Here is a 25939-nt window from a genome sequence, read left to right as displayed (position 1 = left end):
GCTTACGAGACGCGGCAAAAGGTGGGAAATGTCCCACTGCACGTTTTGCAGCGCGTCCCACCGTCGAGGCTCGTTACCGAAAACCCGCTCGCCCGAACTCCACGCAGAATTAGGTTTCAGCGGGTGGAGACTGCGGGGAAGGGCCTCTCGCTCCTCGAAGCCTATCACCAAGAGAAACGCCTCGATCTCGCCGCTCATCGCGAGGATGCCTTGACGAGCACGAGGCGTGAGAATCCTGGTGTCTTCTCGAAAGCCTTCCTAACCGCACGGAAGAACTCGCTCATCAGCCGCACGCCGCGCTCCAGAATGAGGCGGTCGAGCGATGAGTAGGTCGTGTGCGGCGGCAGGGCGCCGAGAAAATCCGCCATGTCCTGATCGGTGATCTGAAGCGCTTCATCGATGGTCTTGCCGACGATGAATTCGGTAAACGTCGAGGAAGCGGTTATGGCCGAGCCGCGGCCGAAGGTCTGGAACGTTGCGGCAGTAATCGTCTCGGTCTTGGGGTCGAAGCCCATTATCAATTTAAGCCCGTCGCAGCAGGCAACGGCGCCGACCTCGCCGGCCGCATTGGGGATGTCCAAAGCCCCGACATTGTGCGGGTTGATGAAATAGAGCTTGTCGCTGAAGAGGTAGACGTTGTTGGTATTATCCCGCACGGCGCCGATCCTTGTCGTGATGGCGGCTAGCCGAAGGACTTGCCGCAGGCGCATTTGTCCCGCGCATTGGGATTGTCGAAGACAAAGCCCGAGGACTCCAGGCCCGTGACGAAGTCAACGGTCGTGCCGGCGAGATGGGGCTGGGAGCTTGCGTCGACGAACACCTTGACCCCGGCCGTCTCCATGACGGCATCGCCCTCGCGCGAGACGCTTTCCAAACCCATCCGGTATTTGAGGCCGGCGCAGCCGCCTGCCTCGACCATGATGCGAAAGCCTTCCGCCGGTTCGTCGGCGCGGGAAAGCGCGGCCTTGACGGCGGCGACGGCGTTTTCAGTGAGTGTGATCATGGGACTATTTCTTGCTGATGCATTCGCAAGTCGCACTGCACAGAACGTGCCAGAGAGGAAAATTCAATAGAAGGCATTGTTAGCGGATTTGGGGCCTGTCTCACATCCAACAATTGTCGGATGTCGGACAGAGTGAAACCTTGCGCACAGAAAGCGGCATCGGACAAATCGCCAGTGTCGTCGCCTGAGCCAGCGTTTTCGATCATATGAATGTGGACCGGGTGGGAACTTTTAGTCGTGCTCCGCTCCAAAAGCCGCGCCGTCGTCACCACCGGTGCGGTGGCGAACACCGGGGTTGATACCGCTTCGATCGCGCCTTGTCGAAGCCGCGCCGTCTGCGTCAGCTCGTGGGTGGTGAACACCACTCGCGTGCTCGGCCCGTGGCCTGCAGTGCGGCCGTCATCTCGCGACGGCCGACTGAGGCATTGTAAATGCCGTCAAGCCAGGTGGGCCAACGCGCCGCCCAGGGAACAGCCCAATCACCGGCACGGCGACCACGGCCTCGATTAGAGGCCGCGGTCAGTTCCCAGTTCTATCGCAAATCGCGGTCTGGCTCGTCCGCGTTCCAAAACGAAACTCGAGCGAGCACCGGTCTCGCCGTCACATCGAAGGAGCTGTCACAGCTACTCGTCGGCAAGGATCCCGTCACGGCCGACATGGAGAAATACCCAAGCATCGTGGTTGCAGTCATGCTGGAAAAACCAGTGCGGTTGTGTCAGTCGTCCCCGCCAACAACGCCGATAGCGTTGCCGCAAGGCGGGTACTGACTGTCACGCGATCGCTATCCAAAGCGTTGCAACAGATTCGTCAAACAAGTTTACAGACTCTTTGCGAATGCAAGTCGCTGACCATGATACGTTCGCTTTAAGTCCGATATTGGCCGTAGCCAATCGTCTAACTCAATGGTTTGGAATGCGTGAACATAGAACCTGCAGCGTTGACCGCGAGCCGCATACAGAGAGGCCCTTTAATGGATATCGACATTTTTGAAGCTTACGAGTCTAACGTTCGTCGCTATGGACGATCCTTTCCAACAGTCTTTACAAAGTCGCTTGGGGCGACAATCTGGGACGAGGCCGGCAAGCCCTATATTGATTTTCTTGCGGGCTCCGGCGCGCTCAACTACGGTCATAACAATCAAGATATTATGGCGCCGGCAATTCAATATCTCGCGGATAAAAATATTGTTTTGTCGCTTGATATGTACACAGCTGCAAAGCGTGATTTCATCGAAGTGTTTGTCGAGTCGATCCTGAAGCCTCGGGGCCTTTCTTACAAGATACAGTTTCCTGGGCCGACCGGGACGAACGCTAACGAAGCGGCGTTGGCGCTGGCGCGAAAATATACCGGCCGCTCGAGTGTCATGGCCTTCACAAATTCGTACCATGGCATGTCGCTCGGCTCCTTGGCGGTGTCGGGTTCAGCGTCAACCAGACAGCTTGGCGGCGTTGCTCGCCACGATGTGATCCGTGTCCCTTACGAGAATTATCCGAACCAAACTTTCGATTCCGCGAGTTACATTGATCACGTGTTGGGCGACCCAGGCAGCGGGATAGAAAAGCCGGCCGCAATCATCCTGGAGCCCATCCAGGCAGAAGGCGGCATGAACACCGCATCCGCACCATGGCTCGCAGAAATTCAGCGCATTTGCCGTAAGCGCGACGTTGTTTTCATCGTCGACGACATTCAGGCAGGTTCGGGACGAACGGGCGATTTCTTCTCGTTCGAGTTCGCGAAAATCGAGCCCGATATCGTGTGTCTTTCGAAATCCCTGAGCGGTTCAGGTAGTCCGTTGTCCATAGTTCTGATTCGCCCCGATTTGGACATATGGAAACCGGGAGAACATAGCGGGACCTTTAGAGGCAATAATCTCGCCTTTGTGACTTCCGCGGCCATGTGCACAATGTGGTCCGATAGGCAGTTTACTACAGCCGTCGAGCGGACGGCCGTCAAACTGCAAGAACACCTTGATCGCCTCGTTGCGAAATTCCCTGGGTCCATCGAACAAAAGCGCGGCCGTGGTCTGATGGCCGGCCTCAAGTGCCGTTCACAGGCCGTTGTTGGCCGTGTGCACGATGTCGCATTCGAAAACGGCTTGCTCATCGAGTCCTCGGGACCAAATCGCGACGTCATCAAAGTCCTTCCGCCGATAACCATCTCAGATGACGAACTCGATCACGGCATTGCCATCCTCGATCAGGCACTACAGGAGAAAACCAATGGCGACTAAGCAAGTACCTCAAACGCCGGCCATCTCGCCTCTTAGGATCAAAGAACGAACCGGCTCGATCAGCACTGCGGAGATCATCTCGGTCCTAAAAGGTGAGATCACGGCTTTGCACATCAAGCGAGCCTTCAGCACCGAAGTAGCGGAGGAGATCACCACGAACTTTGTTAGCAGTCCCGGTCTCAACGAGCGCAAAGATGGCGTCCCCGGACAATATGTCGGCGCATCCCACTACAGGAAGGATGCCGCCACCTATTTCGCGGAGTCGAAAAATGCGAAGCCTTTCGTCGACGCCCTTTTTGAGAATTTGGTTGATCCGGTCCGAGCAACATTCGACGCGTTGAAGCGCGGGCTTCACAACCAGGGTATTGAATTGCGGCTGGCTCGTTCAGAACACGGTCAGGCTAATGTTTGTCGCGCGCTCAGTTGGTCTGGCAGCGGCACGTATTCCTTGGATCCCCACGACGATGTCGCTCAAGTCTTGTGTGCTGGCAACGACTACGAGCTTTCTGCGGTGGCGGAGAACACCGTCGCGGCACTCAACTTCTATCCCAGCATGCCTGAGGAAGGTGGCAATCTGAGGCTATGGAGTCACAAGCCGACAGTCGCGGATCGAAAGTCGCAGGGTGTGGAGACCACGGGATATCCCTACTCCGCAGCTTATCTCGAGGCCGTGCCTAGTCGCGAAATCCAGCTCGAGGCGGGGGATATCGCGCTACTTGACGGCGGTTTCGTTCATGGGGTTACCGGTCAATCAGGCAACGGAAAGCGTCGCGTGCTGCTGAATTGCTTTTTCGGATTTGCACGGCCGGATCTTGTTCTCTGGTGGACTTGATGTTGGATATCGCAGCGACCGACCGGATTTCGCGAGCAGTTAAGGGTCAATGTCATCCGTTACGGTGACCTGGCAGGAGTGACCTTCTCCAGTTGGGAGTAGAGTCCGGCCCCGTTTGACGTACGGACCGATGAACAGAAAGCGGGCGCGGACGCCGTTGCTCGCAAGCGCGGCCCCTCTGAAGCAACGCTGTACAACTGGACCCATCCGACCCCAAGCGCCTGAAGACCCCTTGAGAAGGAGAACGCGAGGCTCAACGAGCTGCTCGCATTCTGATGTCGGATGCGGCGTACGCATCCGGTTTGGCTTTCGATTACCCACATCATCGGCTTGATCCAAAGGAGATGTCGAACGCGATGTCGTATCGCGTCCAACTCCCGAGCGGAACCGCCATGTCAACCGCATCAATGGCCTGCTGTTTGCACAGGGTGTCTCCGGCTACGAGCCGTTGCGGCGCGATCGGCGCAGGTGCCTTGAGGCGCTGAAGACCGGCGACGGGCGTCCGCTGCCGGACTATCTGAAGCAGCAGATTGATCGCGAACTCGAACGGCTGGAGCTGCTGATGGAACAGATCAAGGCGGTCGAGGCCGAGCGCGACGCCATGCTTGCGACCGAGCAGAGTGCCGCGCCAGCCCCGGCCATGCTGCTCGACCTGAAGGGCATCGGGCAGGAGTTTGCCGCCGTGCTGTGGACGGAGGGCCTGTCGCGGCACTACGACAACCGACGACAGCTGGCCGCCTACGCCGGCTTGGCGGCGACCCCCTGGCAAAGCGGCTCCGTCTCACACGACCAGGGCGTTTCGAAATCGGCAATCCAAGGCTGCGAACTACGCTGATCCAACTCGCGTGGCTATGGCTGCGCCATCAATCGCAATCGGCGCTCTCCTTGTAGTTCAAGGAGCGGGTGAAGCAGAACGGCGGGCGCCTCAAGAAGGCGACGATTGTGGCGCTCGCCCGCAAGCTACTCGTGGCGCTGTGGAAATACGTCAACGCTGGCGTCGTCATTGAGGGGGCGGTCATGAAGAGCGCCTGATCCCGATTGCCGCTCACCCATGGAATGTGAACTAAGCACTTCTTCAAGGGCCTGATCAGCCCTGGCGGATCCAGGTGGACGAACCGAAGGTTGGGATGGCCTGGAATGCCTCGCCACAAGAATGGTCCCGTCCTCCTGAGCCCGTACCCGCCGCAAGCGGGATGTTGGTGCCGCTGTTTCGAGCAGCGACCGTATATAAGTTGGATTGGGCTCGGATAAACGGGCCGCGTCATGCCATCGGGCTCGGACCATGGATTCCGCAACACATCGAGAAGGTGAAGAAATGTTGCCCTGACACACCCGTTCCGTCTTTACCGTCCTCATATAAGCTCAACCTGAGCACCGGCAGGAGCGGCATGATCCTCGATTTGGTGACCGAGCAGGAAACCCGGCCGACAGCGACCGCATGCTGCCGATGCTGGCGCGCCACGTCGGCATCTGGGCCAAGCGCCGCGGCAAGCGGCGGCCGATGGCGGCTTCGCCACTCGCAACAACCTGGCCACAGCGAGGGCGTGGGCGTCTGCGACATGGCCTTTCACAAGAAAGCCGGCCTCCGGATCGGGGACATGGTCAGAAGCAAGTGGGTCTATCGCACGCTACGCAACTTCCGTGTCGGCATCGAAGCCGGAATATCGTGCTTGAAGCGCGCCTACGGGCTGGCGCGCTGTACCTGGCGTGGCCCGCGCCTCAAGGCGACCTGACGCCAACCCGGCATCGCAGTTGCGTCGCTCCGGCCATTTGTCGCCCTCGTGGCGTGCGCCTGATCGTGCCAACGACAAGTCAGCGCCCATGATCCTTTCCATGCCGTCGTCAAGGCCAATAGGCCGGGTGTAACTCTTTGTAAACGCTGCGAAATGCGCACTTTTGTGGACGGAAACTAATCTAGCTTCTCAACCGCCGCGGAAAGATCTTCGATCGGCAAGTTGGTCATCAGCATCCAGTCGATCGGCTCGCGACCGGGTGGCGGATTTCTTCGAGGGCGTGGATGCGGACTGTAGCGCTTCTGCTTGCCCACCGGCCGGCAAGGTGGTGATGGCGGCGAACTTCACCTGCAGCCAGGTCGTCTCGTCCTGATCAACCGTAATGCGATGACGTCCCGCCCAAGGCACCGCCGCAAGTTGGGCAAAGACGCGATGAGTAGGATCGTGTGGGGTTGCACGGCAGGCCGCTCTGCCAGCCTGTTCGTCTGACCCGCACGAGGAAGCTGGTACCAAGGTCCTGCGCGGTGCAATAGAGCTCGTAATGTCGCTCTCCCGGTTACCCACATGCACGCAGCGCTCGGGCGCGCCAACGAGCGCGATGGACTGACGAAGGTTCTCCAGCCAGCGGTAGCTCTCCTTCGCCTCCATAGGCACGCACGTGGGATTGATGTGCCGCTTGACCGCGAGCGTTCCCTTGACTTTCGTTCGTGTCCAGAACTTCGCCGCCGTCAGACCGAGGAGTGCCGGTGAGGGTGACGGCCAGGCTCGAATGGAAGCACCCCGCACAAGGTCAGCACGTTGGGCTGCCCGGCGTTGATGGTATTGGTGAAGCCGATTTGCCCGGCTGCGCGCGGCTGTAGATGAATTCGGTCGTGTCAACGACGGGGCACATTTTGATGGGCTACTGCCAGTTCCGGCTGTTATGGGCGAAGCGCGACACCGACAGCCGGCGAGATCGCCATCGCGATCGCCTTGCGTGCGAGATGGTATGCGGGGCTCCTCCCGTAGGACGGCACGTTAGCTAGACGTGGTCTAGCATTAGGCGCACTATCAGCTTTTTGTGCATAAGGCGCGTCCGGCAGCGTCTGCTACGGAGGGCATCGTTTTCTTCAACACGCGAGGGCTAAGTTCGTTGCTCGGCTATGAGGTCCCGGCAGCCCTCGAAGGGATTGAGCTCTAATCATCGCCAGATGACAGTTCAGTGGCTGTCACCACTTCCTCCAGTTCGAGAATTCCGAAGCTCACGGCTTTGATCGCAGCGACCGTTCTGCTACCCGCGCCCAATTTTCGCATCACGTTTTTCATATGAAAGTTCACGGTGTTTTCGGAGATATTGAGTATCTTTCCCATTTCCCAGGAGGATTTACCTCTGGCGGTCCACAGTATGCACTCTCGCTCTCTCGTGGAGAGGTTGGGAATTTCCTCGATCGGGGGGCGTTCCATAGTCTCTGCTCCGCAGCCATTTGCACCGAATATTGTTGACTGCGCAAATAGCATGCCAGCCTCAAGGCTAGGCTCGGCGCGCCGTCCTTAACAGGTCGGCATCAAAGCTCAAGCAAATAGTTGCTACTCGAATAGTTGTTACTTTTAAAATTACATTGCGTCAAAATGTACAAATCGAGAAACTTGATTATTATATCTTTGAATGTGATTTATCTTGGCTAGATCTCCATAGAGGGCGTTATATCTCGTGGGAGATCGTCGTCTTTCGCCTTCTTTTGATTAGTATAGCTCAACATTCAATCTCCTGATCCATTGTCACTTGAACCGGTGATGCTCAGCGGCCTCGGAGACCTCTTTGGACCTGCCGGACAATATTCCAGCTTCGGCACCTCAGCCAGTCTGGATTACTCCGTTGGAGAGATATTCCATTCCCCCGGTGTCTTCTAACCCACGTCCAAGCAGGCAGAGACGCTGAGGGTGCCACATAAACAATGTGACCACGCCGAGCTGCAAAGTGCGATCTTGACCCGCATGCTACGCACGACCAACAGTGTAGCCGGAATGGCGGCAGCTCAGGTAAGTGTAGCGATGGTGGCATCCTATTCCACCGAACCTATCGCCCCGAGCCCAATTCTGCAACTTGATCGCTGATCGCTTGACGGTTGCTGAGGTGCCGAGTTCACGCAGGGTAGGCTCCCGGGGGGATGTGTTGGAAACCTGCCATTCACCGGGGCGACGTGGCCTTATGCTGCCTCTGGTTCCTGTTCAGATAATCGTGTTGCGATATTGTCCATTATGGAGAGTCGTCCGTCAGACGGTAGTCTCACCGAGCGCTCGCGATGCAGAAGTACGAAGCGTCGTTAACAGTTCGTCTCGCGTCAGCCAAACGAGCCAATCGTCGTCGTCTATACCGAACGCGGGCAAGTGCAGGACTGATCCGTGTGGCTCCTGATGTAGATACCCATATTGATCGACCACGCCTTTTTCTATGTGCCAGTCGGCAACCAGCGCATAGATGAAGTCCGGCGACCATTTAGCCCATGCCAGTCCGAATGCAATGCGCCCGATAAAAGTGGAGAGATCGCGACCCCTAAAGTCCTTCCGCAACCAGATGTCACCATGATAGGCGACCAGCCCGGTTATGCTGCGGGCAGTGGGCGCATCGCAACGAGACGAGGAGCCGGGCCCGGCTGTTAAGGTAGGATCCGTGAACCAGGCTCTCAATGACCCAAGTTGCTCGGCAACGTCTGTGTTGGACAGATGATCTAAACGCAGTGCTTGGACATGCGCTACTCTTCCGTCCCGATCCCGCCCGACGATCCAAAAGGCCTTTCCAGGCGGAAGATCAGAACAGTCGGGACGGAAGCTTGGATACGTCGGTGACTTCCCGGGAAGGCTGCTGGTAATTTCAACATACTTCTCAAAATCATCACCCATCGTAATGTGAAGGCCCATCTTGCGCCCCAACTCATCTGCCGCACAGATACACCTCGAAAGCTCTAGAGTCGTGACGCCGCTCTGCATGTTGATGCACCCTAACCAGTGCGCTGAACCCGCAGGGCATTTAGAGCTTCCAGCAAAGCACCGATACTATGGGATCTGGTAGTTGACGCATCAGCTTATAAAGCGGAGTGGCTTTTTAGCGTAGACAACAGGAAGCTACTAAAAATTGGAGACCCGCTCCGGAATCTTCCCGGTCGCATACGTCCCGATGCCCGGCAAGAAAGCGGCTGACTTGACGGAACCTCTGCGTACTAGGCGACAGTAGCGGACTGCTGCATCATGCGTCGGCGCTGAAGCTCATTGCGGCCCCTTATCTTAGAGGTTGAATGAAAGTCACGGTTGTCAGAAGGAGTCGCCTACGTGATCCGTTCATCACGCCGCCCTAGGGACGTTCGCTCCATGTTTCTTCATCCTAACTGATTCTCGGCATCTCACCAACTACTAGGGTGTAGTGTGGATTTCCCGCGGCAGCAAATATATTTGAAGCTTGACGAGTGGTCCCTTTGCTTGGGGAGCGCTGACAGTGCCCCTTATCCCTCGTCTAAGCATCATACGATGGTGGGAGGGTTGTGTTGGTTTTCGACTATATCGTGATCGGTGGCGGTTCCTCTGGATCCGTCATGGCGAGCAGGCTCTCCGCCGATGGACCTCGCGTACTGCTTATCGAGGCCGGTCCTGATACGCCCCCGAATGCCGTGCCTGAAGACATCCTGGACGGCAATCCAACACGTGCTTACTTCAATCCTGATTATCAATGGCCTTCACTCGACGCGACCACGGTTCGAGATGGCCGCAAGCCCATTCATTACGAGCAGGCCCGGGTCATGGGGGGCGGCTCCAGCATCAATGCCCAGGTGGCCAACCGCGGTGGTCCCGAAGACTACGATGACTGGGCCTCGAGCGGTGCAGCAGGCTGGAGTTGGGAGGAGGTTCTACCCTACTTCCGTCGCCTCGAATGCGATCTAGATTTCGGCGGCGAATTTCACGGCAACGCTGGTCCGCTGCCAATAAGACGGGTGCGGCGATCAGATTGGTCCGGCTTTATCCGAGCGGTATCGAGAGCGTATGAAAATGAGGGTATTCATTTCAGGCCGGACTTCAATGGTGGTTTTGGTGACGGCTACTCGGTCGTTCCCTTGACCAACCGAAACGGCCACCGTGTTTCCGCTGCGATGGCCTACTTGTCCGAGAGCGTCCGCGCTCGACCCAATTTGACAATCTTGCCGACAACGACGGTTGTGCGTCTGGCCTTTTCAGGCCGCGCCATTACGGGGGTCGAGACGGAAAACAACTTCGGCCAGCAGTCGTATCTCGCTTCAAACGTGATCCTCTGCGCGGGAGCTATCTACTCCCCCACCATATTGATGCGCTCCGGGGTCGGCCCGGCCGAGCAACTGACAAATCTCGGTATTTCGGTTGTGGCAGATGTAAGAGGTGTGGGCCAGAACCTTCAAGAACATCCAGGGATCGCCGTTTCTGCGTATTTGAAACCGAGGGATCGCATGGCGCCCAATGTGAGCGGCCACATCCAGATGCACGCCCGTTACTCGTCGGGCTACAATGGGTGCCCGTCGACGGACATGGCAATATCGGGGGTTGCCAAGTCGGCCTGGCACCCGCTGGGCAAGCGCCTCGGCTCCCTCTATTTGTGGGTCAACCGAGCTTACTCGACAGGGACGATCGTGCTCAAGGATCGCTCTCATACCGTAGAGCCGCAGGTAGATTTCAACTGGTTGAGCGACAAGCGGGACGCCGAGCGACTGAAGCAGGGGTTCTGTTTCATGGCCCGCCTGCTGAAGCAGGATTCACTGTCGGCGGTCGCGCTCGACCCGTTTCCGTCAGCGTGGAATGCACGAGCGAAGCAGGTCAGCAAGGTCAATTGCGTTAATTACGGGCTCACCTCGGTGCTTGCTTTTCTCATGGACAGTTCTCCACGCTTGCGCCGCGCCCTCATTAGCCATTTCATAACCGATGGTCATAGCATTTCAGATCTGATCAACAACGAGGAGCATCTGGACCGGTTTGTCCGACAGAACGCGACAGGCAATTGGCATCCGACGTCGAGCTGCAAGATGGGGCCAGCCTCCGACCCTGCTGCGGTGACAGATCCGTCGGGCCGGGTTCGTGGCGTTTCGGGCTTGAGGATTGCCGATGCTTCGGTGATGCCGTTCTGCCCCCGCGCCAATACAAACATTCCAACGATCATGGTGGCTGAGAAGATGGCTGACGCAATTTTGAAAGAAGACCGGGAATCGTCAGCGAGAAGGTGATCAAAAACTTCTTCTGGCGAGGATTCATCTTTCGCGAAGCCGATCGAGGTTTATGAGCTGTCAAAATGCCAGACAATTCCCGAAGAGGCAGAACTGGCTGTCACTTCCACTCACACGTGTTTGGCAATTCCGCCCCTATCGACATTCATACTGATGCTTGCTGTTGCGCATTGCGAACGAACTGGAGCGTGGCGGTCGTGGCGTCTATATCGACATCGCAAGGCGATGCGGGCTGCATGTACGCGGTCCGTACCGAAGGCCAGCGTGAAATTTAGGCAGATCTCCGCGCATATCCTCGAACAGGCTTTCGCGTTTGCAGGAAAGTGCTTCTTGAACTCAAGGAGGGCATAAACCTCGCCTGCTACCGATGTTAAAGGACGTTTAAATAAGTTGTACAGTAATTCATCATATTCTTAATGCATTTTGTGTTGCGCCGGTTCGGCAAGAATAGATATAGGTATGCAGTACAAGTTTTGGCTTAGGTGGCCCCACAAGGCACGGCACCGACGGAGGAGCGATTATGACTACACTACCACAAATCTCATTGGCGAGACTGTCATCCGATCCAACGCGACGTGAAGAGCATCAGCGATTACGCACGGCCTGCGAAGAATACGGGTTCTTCTACCTTATCGAGCACGGAATCCCGGAAGAACAGATAACAGAAGCGATCGACGCTTCCCGGCGCTTCTTCGCGTTGCCCCTGGCTACGAAGGAACGCTATGGTCACGCCTTTCAAAACGTTCACCCCACCACCGCCCGTGGATACAGTCCGTTGCACGGTGAGATGCTACATCCCGAGGCCGGGCCGGACCCAAAGGAAATGTTCGACCTCGGTATCGAGAATGAAAGCGACCGGCGTCCATTTGCCGGACGCACACGCCTTCCGGACGACGCCTTAGCTCCAGGTTTCGCGCGGAGCCTCCTTGCTTTGCAGGCTACCGTGCTTAATGGCGTCGTCCCGCAGCTCGGGAACGCGCTGGCCGACCTGCTCGATATGGAAAAAGGCTGGTTCCAACGCCATTTCAGCCCGCCGACGGTTCTGCAACGCGTGATCCGATATCCGTCTACCGGTGGCGCGGCCGCTAAGCATACCGACAATGGCTTTTTCACGCTGCTGCTGCAGGAGGAACTCCCCACGCGATCCTTGCAGGTGTGGTTCCACGGGCGTTGGATACCGGCGCCGAGCCTCCCCGACAGTCTCGTTGTCAATCTGGGCGACATGCTACAGGTGTTGAGCGATAACCGGTTCAAGAGTACGCCGCATCAGGTAGTGCACAGTGGTCCGGCCGAACGAATTTCCCTGCCCTTCTTTATCTATCCCGACATCGACGCTCGCCTGGCTTCGCGGCAAGGCAACACCTTTGGTGTCGCGGAGATGATGCTGCGAAACTACGAGTCAATATGGGAAAAGGGGAATGGGGCCGGGCGCGCGCGTGAGTTGCAGTAGGTGTTCGGCTTTTTGAAGCCTAAGCAAACTGCGGTGACGACGTAGCACACGCCGACTTGATCCCAAGAAGAACTCTCCGAGAAGCAATTCGTGCGCCGTCGAGTATAGCGCGGCAGCCTCTAGACCCTTGGAATGAGCCACCCAGGGATTGCCAAATTGTTTAGGTTGCGCCGAACGACTATCCTAGCGATTTCTGATACGGAAGCTGAGCGATCAATCTGGGATGGAATGAGATGATCAGAACCAAAGAGAGTGTTTGTCTGGGTCGAGCCGTGCCCGCACGAGGATTCGCGAACACTCCGGTTGGTATGTTTGTGAAACCGTGTGAACTCCAGCTTTCAAGGGGGGCATCTGTCAGGCATCGCCGGCTGGCCACCGACGGAAGCCATTTTTTGTGGTCCTTTTCTTTGCAGCGCAAGCCTCGCCTGACCAGGGGCAACCTCAAGGCCGATAAGGCGCATTCGAGATCCTGACAACCCTTCAAGGACATGAGAGAAACTAATGTGCGCGAGGCATGAATTCAACAACGCATTCGAAATAACTCAGAATTGGATCAGCGATCTGATGTGGAGACTTCGCTGGCACGATCGTGAGCGGGTCTACCAAGCTCTGATTGCGACGCTGCACGCTCTGCGCGACTGCCTGGATCGCGACCACGCCGTTTACATGGGCGCTCGGTTGCCAACTTTGCTTCGCGGCTTCTACTACGAGGGTTGGAATCCCGGCCGGCGCGCTAACGCCAGAAACCGGAATTCATTTCTCGAACGGATCCACGTCGGCGTCCAGCGAGACCCGGCGGTCGATCCGGAAGTGGTTGCACGCTTCGTGCTGGCCCAATTTGTCGACCGTTTGCCCACAGCAGAGGTCAAGCGTGCCAAGGCTGCCACTCCAAGAGTGCTGCAAAACCTTTGGCCCTGAGACAGGCGTCTGCCCACGAGCGCCCGATGTCCGCGTGGCACCTGTTTCCTTAACGCCGGCCTTGGTTCTGGCACGGATTGAGTTTGGCTCCGGAGGTGTAGGGGGCGGCCGCAAGGTTGGAACTGGAGGGGATTCCCCGATCCTAGTAATGCCTCGATCGAGCTCCAGAATGCGTTTGAGTGTGATTCAACAAGAATGACCGAATGAGCCAAAGCTGTCGATCGCCCTGGCCGAGTTCGTGCCACAGCAATGAACCGATCGGCTGGTGGTGCGAGTCGTCCATTCATCCGCCGGCGTCTGGTTGCTGACCAGCATGCAGGAAAGCCGCCAAACGGCTCCTGCCGTCAAGGTCGATGCGTAGCAGCGCATGCTGAGTGGACAGAACTGATTGAGCCCCCCTTTTGGAAGGATCAAACTATGTGGCGAGATGCAAAGCAATGACGGCAACCAACTTGATGACGGGCGAGCACGCCAATATCTATGTCCAGGGCGAGCTCCGGCCGGCCCATTCGTCCGCCCGGCTTCCGGTCGTGAACCCGGCGGATGAGCGGGAATTTGCGACAATTCCCGATGGCGACAAGGACGACGTTTCCGCCGCTGTGGACGCCGCACGCGCGGCGTTCCGGAATTCCGGTTGGCCGCAGCTGCCGCCGTCTGAGCGAGCCGTTTATCTGCGCAAGCTCGCGCGTGCAATCGAGGATCGCGCCGAGAAACTCGGCGCGATTGTCACCGCGCAGATCGGGATGCCCCTTGCAAGCTCGGTGCAATCGAATGGCAGCGGCACATCGAAGTACTACCGCTACTATGCCGAGCTAGCTGATCAGCTCGAAGTCGAATCCGAGCGCCTCGGACACGAGTTACGAACGGTCATTCGGAGAGAGCCGGTAGGAGTTGCCGGATTGATCATACCGTGGAACGGACCTCAGGGCGCAATCGCGTGGAAGTTGGCACCGGCGCTGGCCGCTGGTTGTACGACGGTCATCAAACCTTCACCGGAAGCATCACTGGACTCATACCTGCTCATCGAAGCGCTAGACGAGGCGGGCATTCCCCCCGGCGTCGTGAACATCGTCTTCGGGGGGGGCGAAACAGGAGCGTTGCTCGCGTCGCATCCGGGCGTCGACAAGGTGTCCTTCACCGGGTCAACGTATGCTGGCCGCCAGGTTGCACTGGCCTGCGCCAAGCGCTTCGCGCGCGTTACGCTCGAGCTTGGCGGCAAGTCGGCGGCGTTGTTGCTCGAGGATGTCGATCTTGACGCGTTTCTACCCTTAGTTGCGCCGGCGTGCATCCCGTTCAGTGGTCAGATCTGTCACGCCCTGACCCGCGTCCTAGCTCCGCGCGCACGATACGATGAAGTCGTCGAGGGAATTGCGAACGAGATGGCCGGTCTCGTCGTGGGCCACCCGCTCGATCCCGCCACACAGGTCGGACCATTGGTGGCGAAGCGGCAGCGCGATCGCGTCGAGGAGTACATCGCATCTGGACGGACACAAGGTGCGAAGGTAGTGGCCGGCGGTGGTCGTCCGCGGGGACTTGACGTCGGATATTACATCGAGCCAACGCTCTTCCGCGACGTCGACAGCTTGATGCGGATCGCCCAGGAGGAGATTTTCGGGCCGGTAATGTCAGTGATTCCGTACGACAACGAGGAGGAAGCGCTCGCGATATGCAACGGCACGACGTATGGCCTTGGCGGGGCGGTTTTCACGTCGGACCCCGAGCGGGGCATCGCGATTGCGCGTCGGGTGGAGGCTGGCGTCGTCGGCATCAACCGTTACACACTTCACATCGACGCGCCATTCGGCGGTGTCAAGGGAAGCGGCCTTGGTCGGGAACTCGGACCTGAGGGGCTGGCAGCATTCCTCGAGATTAAGTCGATCTTCCCGGCTCAAGGGTCGAGTGCAGTGTAATGCGGCGTGCCCAACTGCGCTGGATTAGTGAGATTGTTGAAGCGCAGGCATTGGCGTTGGCGCGAGAACCAGAACTTGAGCTCAAAATTTCCAGGTTCGCGTGCTTGTTGTTGGCTTCGCCGTCGGTGCGCCGCTTCGGCCCCCGTTGCCGCCAATGCCGAAGCATTTGCTCGTGGGCACGCTCGGCATTCTCGGCCGCGGCTTTCTCGCTGTCTCGCAACTCCTTCACGTTGTAGGCGTAAGCCGAACCGCGGCGACCTACACCGCGCTCGCCCGGCGCGCCAGCCTTGAGCGAGCTGCCTCTGCTTTCGCCGCCACCAGCGCCGGGCGAGCCCAGAAGTAGTCCTGCTCTTTTCTCAGCAAATGCCACATCAGCCTCGTGAGCTTGCGGGCGACCGCCACGGCTGCGACCTGATGGCCACGCTTGTTGCAGATGCGCAGAAAGAAGGCCCTGAGCGTCCGGGCGCCTTCGCCGCGCAGGCGGCCTCGACCAGCATGGCGCGGGCATGGGAACGCCCATGTTTGCCGATCCGCCCATATTGCGCCAAGCCAAGACCGGCGTAACGCACACGGGGAGTGAGACCGTGTAGCTCATTAGCTTCTGCGTTTCGCGGAACCGCCGGATGTCGCCGACGGCGGCGATGACACCGCTCGCGACGATGGCGTTGACGCCGGTGACCGTCTGACGCTGCCGGTTTGCACATCATCAACCGCTTCCCACGCGATGTCGCGATCGAGGTCAGCCAGATCTTCGGCCAGGCGATCTCGCGGATGTGGTGGCGAAGCGGCCCGCTCGTTGCCAGGAGGCACCTGCCGCTCGAGCCAGGCGCGACCCCGACGGTTGAACAGATCGGCATGCAGGCACTTTGGCACGAGGTGCGCCTGCAGGATGCCATGTACCCCGCTCTTCACGCGCGTCCGATGCCGCACGACCTGGTTGGGCGGCGGGACCAGACAGCGAAGCCGCTCGGTCCGCTCATCGGGAACCCAGACCTGAGGCAGAAAGCCGCTAGGAAACTGCGCCAGAACGACGGCATCGATCTTGTCGGTCTTGATACTGGCATGGGCGATCACCTTAACCTGCGTCGGATTGGCGAAAATCACCCGGCCGACATAGGGCGACAGAACCCGCACCACCGCCATGGCGTTCCCCGTAGCCTCGAAGACAACCCCATCCGTCCGTCGCAAACTGCGGCCAAAATTTTCCAGTCCCGAGCGGGTCATGTCGACCCGTCCATAATGGCGCGGCCATCTTCCCAAACCGCCACTTCCGCAAAGGTGCGGTTGATAATCCATCCCAATCACACGTCTGATCGGCTCCCTCTCCTCAAATAGTCGGGAGCCAACGGACGCGACAACCTACGGATCCGCGCTCTCGGCGCAACCGGGCAGGTCGCAGGGCGGCCAGCTACTAACGCGAGTCGCAGCTCATCGAATTGATCGGCCTGCCAGCACTTGGCATGCTCCCGGCGCCCCTGTCCCGGATGGTTGCACCACGCCGAAAATCGCTCATCTACAGAGGGATCGGATGGCGCCGTCATGATCATACCGGTTACAAACGCCACGAGGCGTCGAACCCAACGGGGTCACTTTCCTAATGCCCGCAATGAAGCTGCTATACTGGTTCTCAACCACGCCGCCGAGGAATGGAAACGCGCCCCGCGCGAGTGGTTCGAGGACACACAGTTCGCCTTCGTCTTCGGCGAAAGGCTCGTCTGCTATGAAGCCGCCTTTTCGCCTTCGCCGATTATCGCTGTATCCATGGGAACGTCGAGCACGTCACGAGGAGCGCGGCCCAACGCCTCGAAAACAGCGGCATGACAACGTATAAGCAGCAGCAGATCCTGTCGAAGCACGCCAACTAAAGCGGCTGAAGCCGAGCACCAGAGAAAATAGCCAGGTGATCGTCGGTCTCTTTGGTTCGTCGGTGAAGACGACATGTGGGGAAAGTCGACCAGGGCCTGCTCGCGGGGCCGGGTCTCGAAGAATCTCGTATCCGCGCTCCTATGCCTTTTCCCGCTCGTCAACAGTGGGCAATGGTGTTATCGACCAACCAATTGAGGCGACGGCACGCTGCACTATCGCTTTCGTCTGAGCATGGGTGGGTGAAGCGGCGACGACATGTCCGATGCAGTCTCGGTAATCGCCTTTCCTCACGATCGGCGCCTCAGGCTTAACATACAATCTGACCTCGGCGACACCTGTTACAGCAGCTGCCCGGCTGCCGTCGTCAGTCCAGTCGAGGATGCCATCGCTGTCGGCAACAAGAAATCGCCCAACCGCAATCTGTGATTCTCTTTTGCGCAAGTTCAGTTCACCGCCGATGACAAGCTTGATGTGCTCGGTAATAACATCGACACCGTAAGCAAGCATAATCAGTAGAGGAGTGGGCGCACCGCTAAGACGCGGATTGACTTCAATGACGACTGGGCCACGTTTGGTCAACCGGAGTTCAATACTTTTTGGCCCCCAGTCAAGGCCGAGAGCTGGCAAACAGCTCAGCGAAACATCGGCGATACGCTCATGCACCTCATCAGTTAGCGGGGCCGGAACAGTGCACTCCCGATACACGAAGTGCGGTGGCGGATGGTAGTCTGCGGCGACAATCCCAACAACCTCATGTCCCATTACTGCAGCGACATACGCAGGGCCTTCTGCGAATTCTTCGACCAGCACTCTTGGCGGAGACCGCCATATGTGCTTCCCCTCCAACAGATAGGCCGTATGTTCAGCCAACTCATCGATGCTGCGGCACAATCGGACACCCATGCTGCCACTGCCGACGGCTGGCTTAACAATTACCGGCAGGCCGATCTCGGCAGCCGAGCTTTCTATGTCCGTCGCATTCTCCGCCAGGCGATAAGCAGGCATTGCAACGCCGGCCTCTGCGAGGAGCTGACGTTGAACGAATTTGTCGTAGCATTGTTCAATCGACGCGGGGTTGGGACCCGGTAGATCAAAATACCGGCAGAGCTTACCAACTGTCGCAGAGACCGACTCGTCGTCGCCCGCAAAGCCGGTAATGCCGGCAATGCCAAAAGTGGCATGCAACCGGGAACATTCATGGATTAGCGCATCGAAATTGTCTATATCGACACAGATTGTCTGAAGGTTTTCCGCTACAAGATATTCGTACTGAGTCGGATCAGCCGACAGTGTAATCGGATGTAGACCAAGACGCTGAGCCGCTTGGACATAGAGTGGGCCATTACCCCTATGACCTTCGATCAGGATGAGCGCTTTCCTTGCCATTGGCTGTTTCCTACCTTGTGTCCCTGCGACCTGCAGGAGCAGAAAATCGGCATCCGCCCGTTCGGCTGTGCCTGACCTCAGAAGTGAAATACCATCGCCGACGATTTGCGGTTGCGAAGATTGTGTATATTTATGCGAAGGATCTGCAACGGCTGGACTATCGGAAACGCTGAGGGGAGCCGGGTGCCAAGTCGTCCCAAGTGAGCGAGCCGAACACGTGGATAGTCAAATTGAGCTTCGCGTCCTCAGGCATTTCATCCGAGTGTCCGAACTTGGCAGCATCAGCCGAGCCGCGGTCGAGTTGCGCATAGCGCAACCTGCCCTATCCAGGCAAATGCGCCGCCTGGAGGAAACGCTCGGGGTGCAATTGTTCATTCGGGATGGCCGCGGAGTGAGGTTGACGGAAACTGGCGCCAATCTCCGCGACGAAGTTGCGAATGCCTTGCTGCGGCTGGACAATGCTTACCTTCAAGCTCGGATCGATGAAGGAAGTCCCTCCGGTGTCATTCGCGTGGGAGTTCTGCCCAACCTGGGCCCAACCTTCATGGCGGAGCTTATTTTAAGCTGCCGTCAACAATTCCCCCGTGTTAAGCTGAAATTGCTTGAGGGGTTCACTTACCAAACCGCGAACTGGATTCAGAGCAAGCAGATCGATCTAGGCTTCGCTTACGATGTCGATAGTTATCGCCATCTGAATCCCGAATTTATCTTCAAAGAAAAGGTTTATTTGGTCGGATCAACAAAGAATTGGCCCTTCGGTGAGAGGGTCTTGTTGTCTGAATTGGAAGGCCTGCCATTGATTATTCCGGCGCCGCCGAGTTACACGCGGCGACGCCTGGAGATAGCCGCCCACGAGCAGCAGGTGGAATTGACATTCAAGTACGAGATCGACTCGATACCTCTCATTAAGCGAATGATTGCACTGGACGAAGGCTACGGGATTTTTAGTCGTGCGTGCTTATGGGAAGATCTCGAAGGCCCGAATCTGGCTGTAGCGCCGATTGATCGGTCTTCGCTAAGCTTTGAATTGGCCCTAACAACCGCATATGGGACAATACTGCCGCCCGCCGCACGGCACATTATATCATTTCTTGAGCAGATGGTTCGACGTTATGTCGAACTCGGGCGCTGGTCGGGCGAGTTTATCACTGGCGGCACGAGTTCATCGACCAATACCTGAAGAGGCTGGAGCACCGGCGGTACAGCGGGCTCACGACTAACCGACTATTTGTCATCGCCTGCAAGCACCTATTCGCGAGGTGGTTGCCGATCTGCGGTGCGCTACTGGTGCTTCCATTCTATTCGTCAATTGGCAGAGCCAATGATGCCTTAATTCGATCCATTACGACCATGGTTTTAAAGCCCTTGATATCGGGGTGCTCATGAAAAAAGCGACGGGTAAATGCCTCGTACTCGACCATATCACGCACCGAAATTGCGAGAACAAAGTCGGCCTCGCCTGTCACGTAATATCCGTTCATAATCTCGGGTGTGCGCCGGATCGCTTGTTTGAAACGATCGATGATGTCAGCGCGATCGCGCTCTAAAGTGATAGAGGCTAGCATGAGCATTGGCCTGCCGATCGCTTCTGGCGAGATTACAGCAACATCTGCCTGAATCACACGCGCATCTCGAAGCCGCTTCAATCGCCGCTGACATGCGGTTGCCGAAAGGCCTGCAAGTTCGCCCAATTCCTCTGTGGTAAGGCGATTGTTACGCTGCACGGCAATGAGGAGTTTCCGGTCAATTCGGTCCAAATCTGGCGGCGGGGTATGCAACATTGGGGGCTCCTCGCAGGAAAACTGCACCTTCTTGTCAATATTAGCCCAACTTCTGCGATATCTCGCTCATACCGATTCCATATATCTGTTATGCGTATGCGGTGGCTGTCTCCGGATCGGCTGACGGGCGAGGACGCCCAATAACCGCGTGACTGAGAGCGGCGCGGCTGCTACGCGTGAGGCCATCATCGCACTCGGTGCATCGGAAGAGGCATTGTATCGACTTCTTAAGGTGCGCCGGTCATCGGACCGCCTCCGTCGTCGTGGCGCTCCCACGAAGAACCTGGCCCAGAGCGCATCCCTTGACTCGGAGGACAAGGATGCCCATCAAAGCCTGGGATCAAACACCTGGTGGCTACCTTGTGAGCCGCAATTCACAGTTGCGCTCCGTCGCTTCGACTTCCACCGCGTCCTGGCGGCGCCGCATCCGATGCGGTGCTGCGATGATGAATGTACTCGCAACCAGCACTACTCGCTCAGCGAATTTGCAGAACTCTAGGCAATACTGTCAGCGGCGGTGCCACAATGCAGAACCTGTCTTTTCCGTTCCTTTGGTCCTGTCCAGCGGAGGGACAGGGCACGCAAGGGACCAAAAACGCCGGTTTCCTGCGCGATAAAGACAGCTTTGCTCAGCATGGCGACCACGGGCTTGGTAGGTTGGCGCTTCGCTGGCAAGCCTGCAGTTTCCGCACAGCACTTCAAGGCCTGCGGCTCGTCTTACGTCAAGGAAAAAGATGATCTCTGAACGCAGCATTACAGTCAGTGGTATCAGGACTTCATACTATGAGAGCGGAATAGGCGAGCCTATCGTATTCCTGCACGGTGCCGGCTTTGGTGCAGACGGAAAGAGTTCCTTTGTGCGGCAGCTCAACGAGCTATCCGATCAGTTCAGGGTTATCGCGGTAGATCAACTGCAGTGCGGCGGGACCGATTATCCCGCCGATCAAAAATTCGTAAACCGCCTTGGTCGTGTAGACCACGTGATCGGCTTCATCGAAGCGATGGGGTTGAAGCAGATCACCCTCGTCGGACATTCAGAAGGGTCATTCGTCGCCGCGCGGGTCGCGATCCTGCGTCCCGATCTTGTCTCAAGGCTTGTGTTGCTGACAGCCAGTTCCGTTTCTCCGGCCTATGGTGACGACCGCGACGAAACTTGGTGGCAGGCCTATACGGAAGCTTACGATAATTCCAGCGCGATGCCGAGCGAAGAGGAGTACATCGCCGCCTGGCGAAAGACCACGCGCGCCTATGGGCAGGATGTGGAAGAGGCTAAAAGAGAGGCCTATCGGCGGGCCGCGGCGCGCGGGCAATACGAGATTCTCCAGAACCTGCCCGAAGAAGAAACCAATCTCCGTCTGTACGTTGTGCTGCAGCAAACCTATGTGTTCCCGTACCTTGATCGGCTTCGGGCCGAGACATTGATTATCTGGTCCAAGAACGACCCCACAGTGCCGCCTGACCGCGGTGTAAAGCTGGTCAAGCTGATAAAGAATTCGGATTTCCACCTGCTGAACAATGCGGGGCATGACGTCCAGATCGACCAGAGCGAAGCTGTGAACAGACTCATTCGGTACTGGACTGCTAGATCACCAACCAGCGGAAACTAGCAACCGTTCGATCTCTGGGTGGTCTACGAGGCAAATACTGAAACGCTGTCCCAACTGTTTTCTGAGGAAGAGACATGCAGGACAACTCCTGCAGATCGATCAATCAAAGCTGATTGGGCAAGGGATGCCATGGCAATCTAGCAGCAGCCGCAGGGGCGGGGCTGTCCCCACACTTTGCCAGAAGCTTATTAATTGCGGGAGGTTTGGCGATGGATTTGACGGCGCAACTCATTAGGCACATTGTTGATTCGCGCGCAGAAACAATACCTAAGGAGTCGATCGAACGCGCGAAACTCTCCGTTCTCGACACGCTTGCCAGCGCGATCGGGGGATCGGATGACCCGATCGCGCACTTCGCACGTAGGCTGGGCAGCTTGTCCGGTGGCAAGGCGGAATGCACCGTCTGGGTTTCTGGAGAAAAGCTTCCGGCCTGCTTGGCAGCCCTTGTCAACGCCACCACGGCTAGAGCCATCGACTTTGATGATACCTACGAGCTTTGTATCAACGGCTGCCACGCCAGCGCTTACAATGTGCCGCCGGCGCTGGCGCTCGCGGAACGCGATCCTTCTATTACCGGAAGCGAATTGTTGGTCGCATTAGCGACGGCTATGGATTTGCACATGCGACTTGCGCGGAGCGTGACGACCCACTCATTGAAAACCGGCCGCGACAATATTGTTGCGGTGTGGGGCACCACTGCGGTTAGCGCAAAATTGCTGCGGCTCGATGAAGAGAAAACCCGAAATGCATTCGGCATTGCTTACGCCCACGCCGCCGGGGAAGTACAGATGTATGAGGAAGGCGCGCACACTGTGTCGCTGCAACAAGGATTGCGGGCGCGTTCGGGGGTGGAATCGGCCCTGTCAGCTATGGTGGGTTTCAACGGTCCTCGGGAGCCCTTCTTTGGTAAGTATGGCTTCTACAGGGCCTTCGAACCTAGCTACGACGTCGATTTGCTTATGGAGAAACTTGGTCAGGACTACGTGAACACTGAGATCAGCTTCAAAGCTTGGCCGGCTTGCAGGGCTATGCATCCCGGGATCGATGGACTTAAGCAATTACGCGATAAGTACGGCTTCAAGGGGGAGGATATTGTCACACTTGAGCTCGGGGTGAACCGTCTCGTCGCTGAGAGTTATGTGGTACAGCCGCGCGACCAAAAGTGGAACCCAAAGGACCCGGTCGTCGCGCGCTTCAGCCTACCTTACGTCATCTCTGTCGCGGCGCAACACGGCACAGTAGGAATTAGCGATTTCCGTCCGGAAGCATTTGAGGATCCGGCCGTTCGCCGGATCATGGCTGTCACGAAGATTGAAGTTGATCCAGAGATCGATCGTACTCACGGCCTGCATCAAAATTCGCCGACAGCAGTTACCGTGAAGCTAAGGGGCGGCGCAGAACATTTCATTCGGATTGACAAGCCATTCGGCCATCCGGACAATCCAGCTTCGCTCGCCGATGGCATGCGTAAACTCAAAGCTTGCGCCGAAACGTCCATGTTGCCGTTCTCCGATACACAGCTCGAGTTGATTGGGGAATTCGTCGAGGACCTTGATAAGCAGCCCTCGTTGGCACCGTTATTCGAGCTGCTTGTTGGCGGGAAGTAGCGAAAACAACGCTGATCTCGACCGCGGCAGCAGCGCGCTTGCGATAATCGAGTTGCTCGCCGACGAAGCCAGCCGCAACCGCTGGCGGCGTCGGCACGGCGTGGTTCTCCCTAGAAAAGCATCTCGTATTCAGAAGCCGCTTACCGAAGGTCGATCGGACGGACTTGTAAGGGGTTGAAGAGATTCAAATCGACGTATTTGGAGCGAGGGTCGCGTGTTGAAGTCTGGCCCCAGTCGCCTGCTCCTGGGGATGCCACCAAGAATTCGCGTGTCCAAAGCGACGGCTCAGGAAGACATGCCGCCGGTCGGCCTGCAAAGTTGGTTGACGCCTTCCCCGCTGCCCGATCACGTAGGCTCACGTGGACAGCCGCTTACGTTCAAGATGACTCCGCCGCAATTCCCGTTCCAGACCTCAAAACGGTCATCTTGGCGATCCTGCGCATATGACGGCTAAAACGCCGATTTCCTGCGCCGTCAGAAGGGCAATTCGCTCAACGCGGCACATTGGTGCTGGTACTGATACTCAAAATAGAGGCCGCATTGTCTGGCCCCATGGGAACATGTCTGAACGAGGAGCAACCAATGTCGCAGCAACTTGACTATCTCAGCCGCCGCGTCGCTGCCGGCCGACTGAGCCGGCGTGAATTTCTCGGTCGTGCTACGGCGCTCGGCGTGAGCGCCATCTTCGCCAACTCGCTTCTTGCCGGCGCGGTGAAGGCGCAGGTCCCGCACAAGGGCGGCATTCTGAAGGCCGGCCTTCAGGGCGGTCAAGCGACTGACACTCTCGACCCGGCTTTCTTCCCCGGCGCGGTCCCGATCGCCTTCAGCAAATGCTGGGGCGAGCTGCTGATGGAACTGACCCCGGACGGCGGCGTTGAGAACCGCCTCGCCGAGCAAATCGGCTCATCCAAGGACGCCAAGACTTGGACGATGAAGATCCGCAAGGGGGTCGAGTTCCACAACGGCAAGACCGTGACCGCGGATGATGTGGTGGCGACGCTCGAGCGGCACTCGGATTCCAAGTCAAAATCGGGCGCTCTGGGCGTGCTGGGGAGCATTGACACGCTCAAGGCAAATGGCGACGAGGTCGTCGTCACCCTGAAGGGCGGCAACGCTGACTTCCCTTATCTGATGACTGATTATCATCTCGTCATCCAACCGAACGGGGGCAAGGACAATCCGGCTGCCGGCATCGGAGCGGGGCCCTACAAAATTACCGTTAATGAGCCGGGCGTACGGCACGGCGGCGAACGATTCAAGAATTTCTGGCAGGGCGAAAAGCGTGGCCATGCCGATCAGATCGAGATCATCGTCATCAACGACGCCACGGCGCGTATTTCGGCCCTGCGAAGCAACCAGGTCCACATGATCGACCGCGTGGAGCCGAAGGTTGTGGACCTGGTCAAGCGTATCCCTGGCGTGACCGTCCAGAACGTTTCGGGACGCGGCTACTATTGCTTCAACATGTTCTGCGACACGCCTCCCTTCGACAACAACGATCTCCGGATGGCCTTCAAGCTCGCCATCGATCGCGAGCAGATGCTCACCCAAATCCTGCGCGGCTATGGCTCAGTGGCCAACGATTTTCCAATCAACGCTTCGTACCCGCTGTTTTCTGACGATGTCGAGCAGCGCACCTTTGATCCGGACAAAGCAAAGTTTCACTATCGGAAGTCGGGCCATAGCGGGCCGCTCCTGCTGCGCACCTCTGATGTCGCCTTCCCCGGTGCCGTTGATGCCGCCCAACTCTATCAGCAGAGCTGCGCCAAGGCCGGAATTGCCATCGAGGTCAAGCGCGAGCCGAGCGACGGCTACTGGTCGGAAGTCTGGTTAAAGCAGCCATTCGCCGCCACCTTCTGGACTGGTCGCGCGACGCAGGACCAGGCGTACTCCGTCGCGTATTTGTCGACGGCCGCATGGAACGACACGCGCTTCGTCAACGAGAAGTTTGACAAGCTTCTCATCGAGGCGAGGGCCGAACTCGATCAGGGCAAGCGCAAAAACCTCTATCGCGAGATGGCAATCATCGTTCGCGACGAGGGCGGCTTAATCGCGCCGTTCTTTAACCAGTTCATCGATGCGACGGGGCCTGGTGTTAAAGGGTTCGTAAAGCATCCAGCGCGCGATATGAGCAACGCCTCCGCCTTAGCCGTATGCTGGCTCGAATCCTGACGGCGGGACTTACGGCTCGATCCTGGTTGCCTAACGTGCGCTGGGCAACCGGCATAAGGATGTTCGACGTCAAGAGCGCACAAAACGTGTAGACGCTCTCGTCGTCGCTGCCCGCGCCGGCTTTACGCGGTTGAGGACGTGGGCCTCATCCATTGGCCGCGGATGGCCTCGATTCCGCATGAGCTCAGCAGTCCGTACTTTAACCGACCAGCCGCTCCTGCGCAGTGG

The 25939-nt window shown here is 57.8% G+C and carries 17 protein-coding genes and 4 pseudogenes; 13 read left to right on the top strand and 8 right to left on the bottom strand.

Annotated features, from left to right (window positions below; genetic code table 11):
- Positions 1 to 194 precede the first annotated feature (194 nt).
- From EB230_RS31230 to EB230_RS31220, 3 genes are read right to left on the bottom strand one after another with little or no spacing between them, the layout of a single operon-like run.
- Positions 195 to 656 carry an iron-sulfur cluster assembly scaffold protein gene (locus EB230_RS31230; RefSeq protein WP_172374720.1) on the bottom strand — a complete coding sequence of 154 codons (462 nt, stop codon included), beginning with the start codon at positions 654 to 656 and terminating at the stop codon, positions 195 to 197.
- A gap of 26 nt (positions 657 to 682) precedes the next feature.
- Positions 683 to 1003, bottom strand: a complete 321-nt coding sequence (locus EB230_RS31225) for an iron-sulfur cluster assembly accessory protein (RefSeq protein ID WP_172374718.1) — start codon at positions 1001 to 1003, stop codon at positions 683 to 685.
- Positions 1000 to 1368, bottom strand: coding sequence for a hypothetical protein (locus EB230_RS31220; protein WP_172374716.1), 369 nt, complete (start codon positions 1366 to 1368; stop codon positions 1000 to 1002). The genes EB230_RS31225 and EB230_RS31220 overlap by 4 nt, the downstream gene beginning before the upstream one ends.
- Before the next feature lie 605 nt (positions 1369 to 1973).
- Here EB230_RS31220 and ectB point away from each other — a divergent pair.
- From ectB to EB230_RS31200, 4 genes and pseudogenes are all read left to right on the top strand, one after another.
- The gene (ectB, locus tag EB230_RS31215; RefSeq protein WP_172374714.1) at positions 1974 to 3233 is read left to right on the top strand and encodes a diaminobutyrate--2-oxoglutarate transaminase; all 1260 of its coding nucleotides are present in this window, start codon (positions 1974 to 1976) and stop codon (positions 3231 to 3233) included.
- The gene (locus EB230_RS31210; RefSeq protein ID WP_172374712.1) at positions 3223 to 4065 is read left to right on the top strand and encodes a hypothetical protein; all 843 of its coding nucleotides are present in this window, start codon (positions 3223 to 3225) and stop codon (positions 4063 to 4065) included. Before ectB ends, EB230_RS31210 begins: the two co-directional genes overlap by 11 nt.
- 379 nt (positions 4066 to 4444) lie before the next feature.
- A pseudogene (locus EB230_RS31205) lies at positions 4445 to 5097 on the top strand (transposase); the annotation flags it as partial.
- Positions 5098 to 5420: 323 nt separating this feature from the next.
- Positions 5421 to 5777, top strand: a pseudogene (locus EB230_RS31200) (ISNCY family transposase); the annotation flags it as partial.
- A gap of 1197 nt (positions 5778 to 6974) precedes the next feature.
- On the opposite strand, the pseudogene EB230_RS31195 reads toward EB230_RS31200, so the two are convergent.
- Together EB230_RS31195 and EB230_RS31190 are read right to left on the bottom strand one after the other, a co-directional pair.
- Positions 6975 to 7217: pseudogene (locus EB230_RS31195) on the bottom strand (helix-turn-helix transcriptional regulator); the annotation flags it as partial.
- Between the two features lie 834 nt (positions 7218 to 8051).
- A complete protein-coding gene (locus EB230_RS31190; RefSeq protein ID WP_172374708.1) occupies positions 8052 to 8765 on the bottom strand; it encodes a hypothetical protein in 714 nt (237 codons plus the stop codon).
- A gap of 548 nt (positions 8766 to 9313) precedes the next feature.
- Between EB230_RS31190 and EB230_RS31185 the strand changes: the two genes are divergently transcribed.
- The 4 genes from EB230_RS31185 to EB230_RS31170 all read left to right on the top strand — a co-directional run bounded on the left by EB230_RS31185 (position 9314) and on the right by EB230_RS31170 (position 15292).
- Entirely contained in the window at positions 9314 to 11014 is a 1701-nt protein-coding gene (locus EB230_RS31185; protein WP_246738886.1) for a GMC family oxidoreductase N-terminal domain-containing protein, read from the top strand.
- Positions 11015 to 11534: 520 nt separating this feature from the next.
- Positions 11535 to 12464: an isopenicillin N synthase family oxygenase gene (locus EB230_RS31180; RefSeq protein ID WP_172374697.1), complete on the top strand. Its 930-nt coding sequence runs from the start codon at positions 11535 to 11537 to the stop codon at positions 12462 to 12464.
- A 501-nt stretch (positions 12465 to 12965) separates the two neighbouring features.
- Positions 12966 to 13382 (top strand): DUF2267 domain-containing protein, encoded by a 417-nt coding sequence (locus tag EB230_RS31175; protein ID WP_172374695.1) that lies wholly within the window; start codon positions 12966 to 12968, stop codon positions 13380 to 13382.
- A 437-nt stretch (positions 13383 to 13819) separates the two neighbouring features.
- Positions 13820 to 15292 carry an aldehyde dehydrogenase gene (locus EB230_RS31170; protein ID WP_210261333.1) on the top strand — a complete coding sequence of 491 codons (1473 nt, stop codon included), beginning with the start codon at positions 13820 to 13822 and terminating at the stop codon, positions 15290 to 15292.
- Between the two features lie 594 nt (positions 15293 to 15886).
- Here EB230_RS31170 and EB230_RS32860 read toward each other — a convergent pair.
- Positions 15887 to 16516, bottom strand: coding sequence for a transposase (locus EB230_RS32860; protein WP_246738885.1), 630 nt, complete (start codon positions 16514 to 16516; stop codon positions 15887 to 15889).
- 357 nt (positions 16517 to 16873) lie between these two features.
- Between EB230_RS32860 and EB230_RS31160 the strand changes: the two are divergent.
- Positions 16874 to 17002 (top strand): annotated as a pseudogene (locus EB230_RS31160) (IS256 family transposase); the annotation flags it as partial.
- A gap of 294 nt (positions 17003 to 17296) precedes the next feature.
- Here the strand turns inward: EB230_RS31160 and EB230_RS31155 are convergent.
- Complete coding sequence (locus EB230_RS31155; protein ID WP_172374693.1) at positions 17297 to 18544, bottom strand: acetyl-CoA carboxylase biotin carboxylase subunit family protein; 1248 nt, start codon at positions 18542 to 18544, stop codon at positions 17297 to 17299.
- On the opposite strand from EB230_RS31155, the gene EB230_RS31150 reads away from it, so the two are divergent.
- On the top strand, positions 18525 to 19724 hold the full coding sequence (locus tag EB230_RS31150; RefSeq protein ID WP_281410918.1) for a LysR family transcriptional regulator: 1200 nt from the start codon (positions 18525 to 18527) through the stop codon (positions 19722 to 19724). The genes EB230_RS31155 and EB230_RS31150 overlap by 20 nt on opposite strands.
- A 118-nt stretch (positions 19725 to 19842) precedes the next feature.
- Here EB230_RS31150 and EB230_RS31145 read toward each other — a convergent pair whose 3' ends face one another.
- Positions 19843 to 20325, bottom strand: a complete 483-nt coding sequence (locus tag EB230_RS31145) for an Lrp/AsnC family transcriptional regulator (RefSeq protein WP_095489421.1) — start codon at positions 20323 to 20325, stop codon at positions 19843 to 19845.
- A 734-nt stretch (positions 20326 to 21059) separates the two neighbouring features.
- Here EB230_RS31145 and EB230_RS31140 point away from each other — a divergent pair.
- From EB230_RS31140 to EB230_RS31130, 3 genes are all read left to right on the top strand, one after another.
- A complete protein-coding gene (locus EB230_RS31140; protein WP_172374689.1) occupies positions 21060 to 21932 on the top strand; it encodes an alpha/beta hydrolase in 873 nt (290 codons plus the stop codon).
- A gap of 209 nt (positions 21933 to 22141) precedes the next feature.
- Complete coding sequence (locus EB230_RS31135) at positions 22142 to 23539, top strand: MmgE/PrpD family protein (RefSeq protein ID WP_172374687.1); 1398 nt, start codon at positions 22142 to 22144, stop codon at positions 23537 to 23539.
- A gap of 582 nt (positions 23540 to 24121) precedes the next feature.
- The gene (locus EB230_RS31130; protein ID WP_172374685.1) at positions 24122 to 25711 is read left to right on the top strand and encodes an ABC transporter substrate-binding protein; all 1590 of its coding nucleotides are present in this window, start codon (positions 24122 to 24124) and stop codon (positions 25709 to 25711) included.
- The last annotated feature ends 228 nt before the right edge of the window (positions 25712 to 25939 follow it).

The sequence above is a fragment of the Mesorhizobium sp. NZP2234 genome (assembly GCF_013170765.1).
GTDB lineage: Bacteria > Pseudomonadota > Alphaproteobacteria > Rhizobiales > Rhizobiaceae > Mesorhizobium > Mesorhizobium loti_D.
Note: the sequence above shows the minus strand (reverse complement) of the source record. Positions and strands in the feature narration are given on the sequence as shown.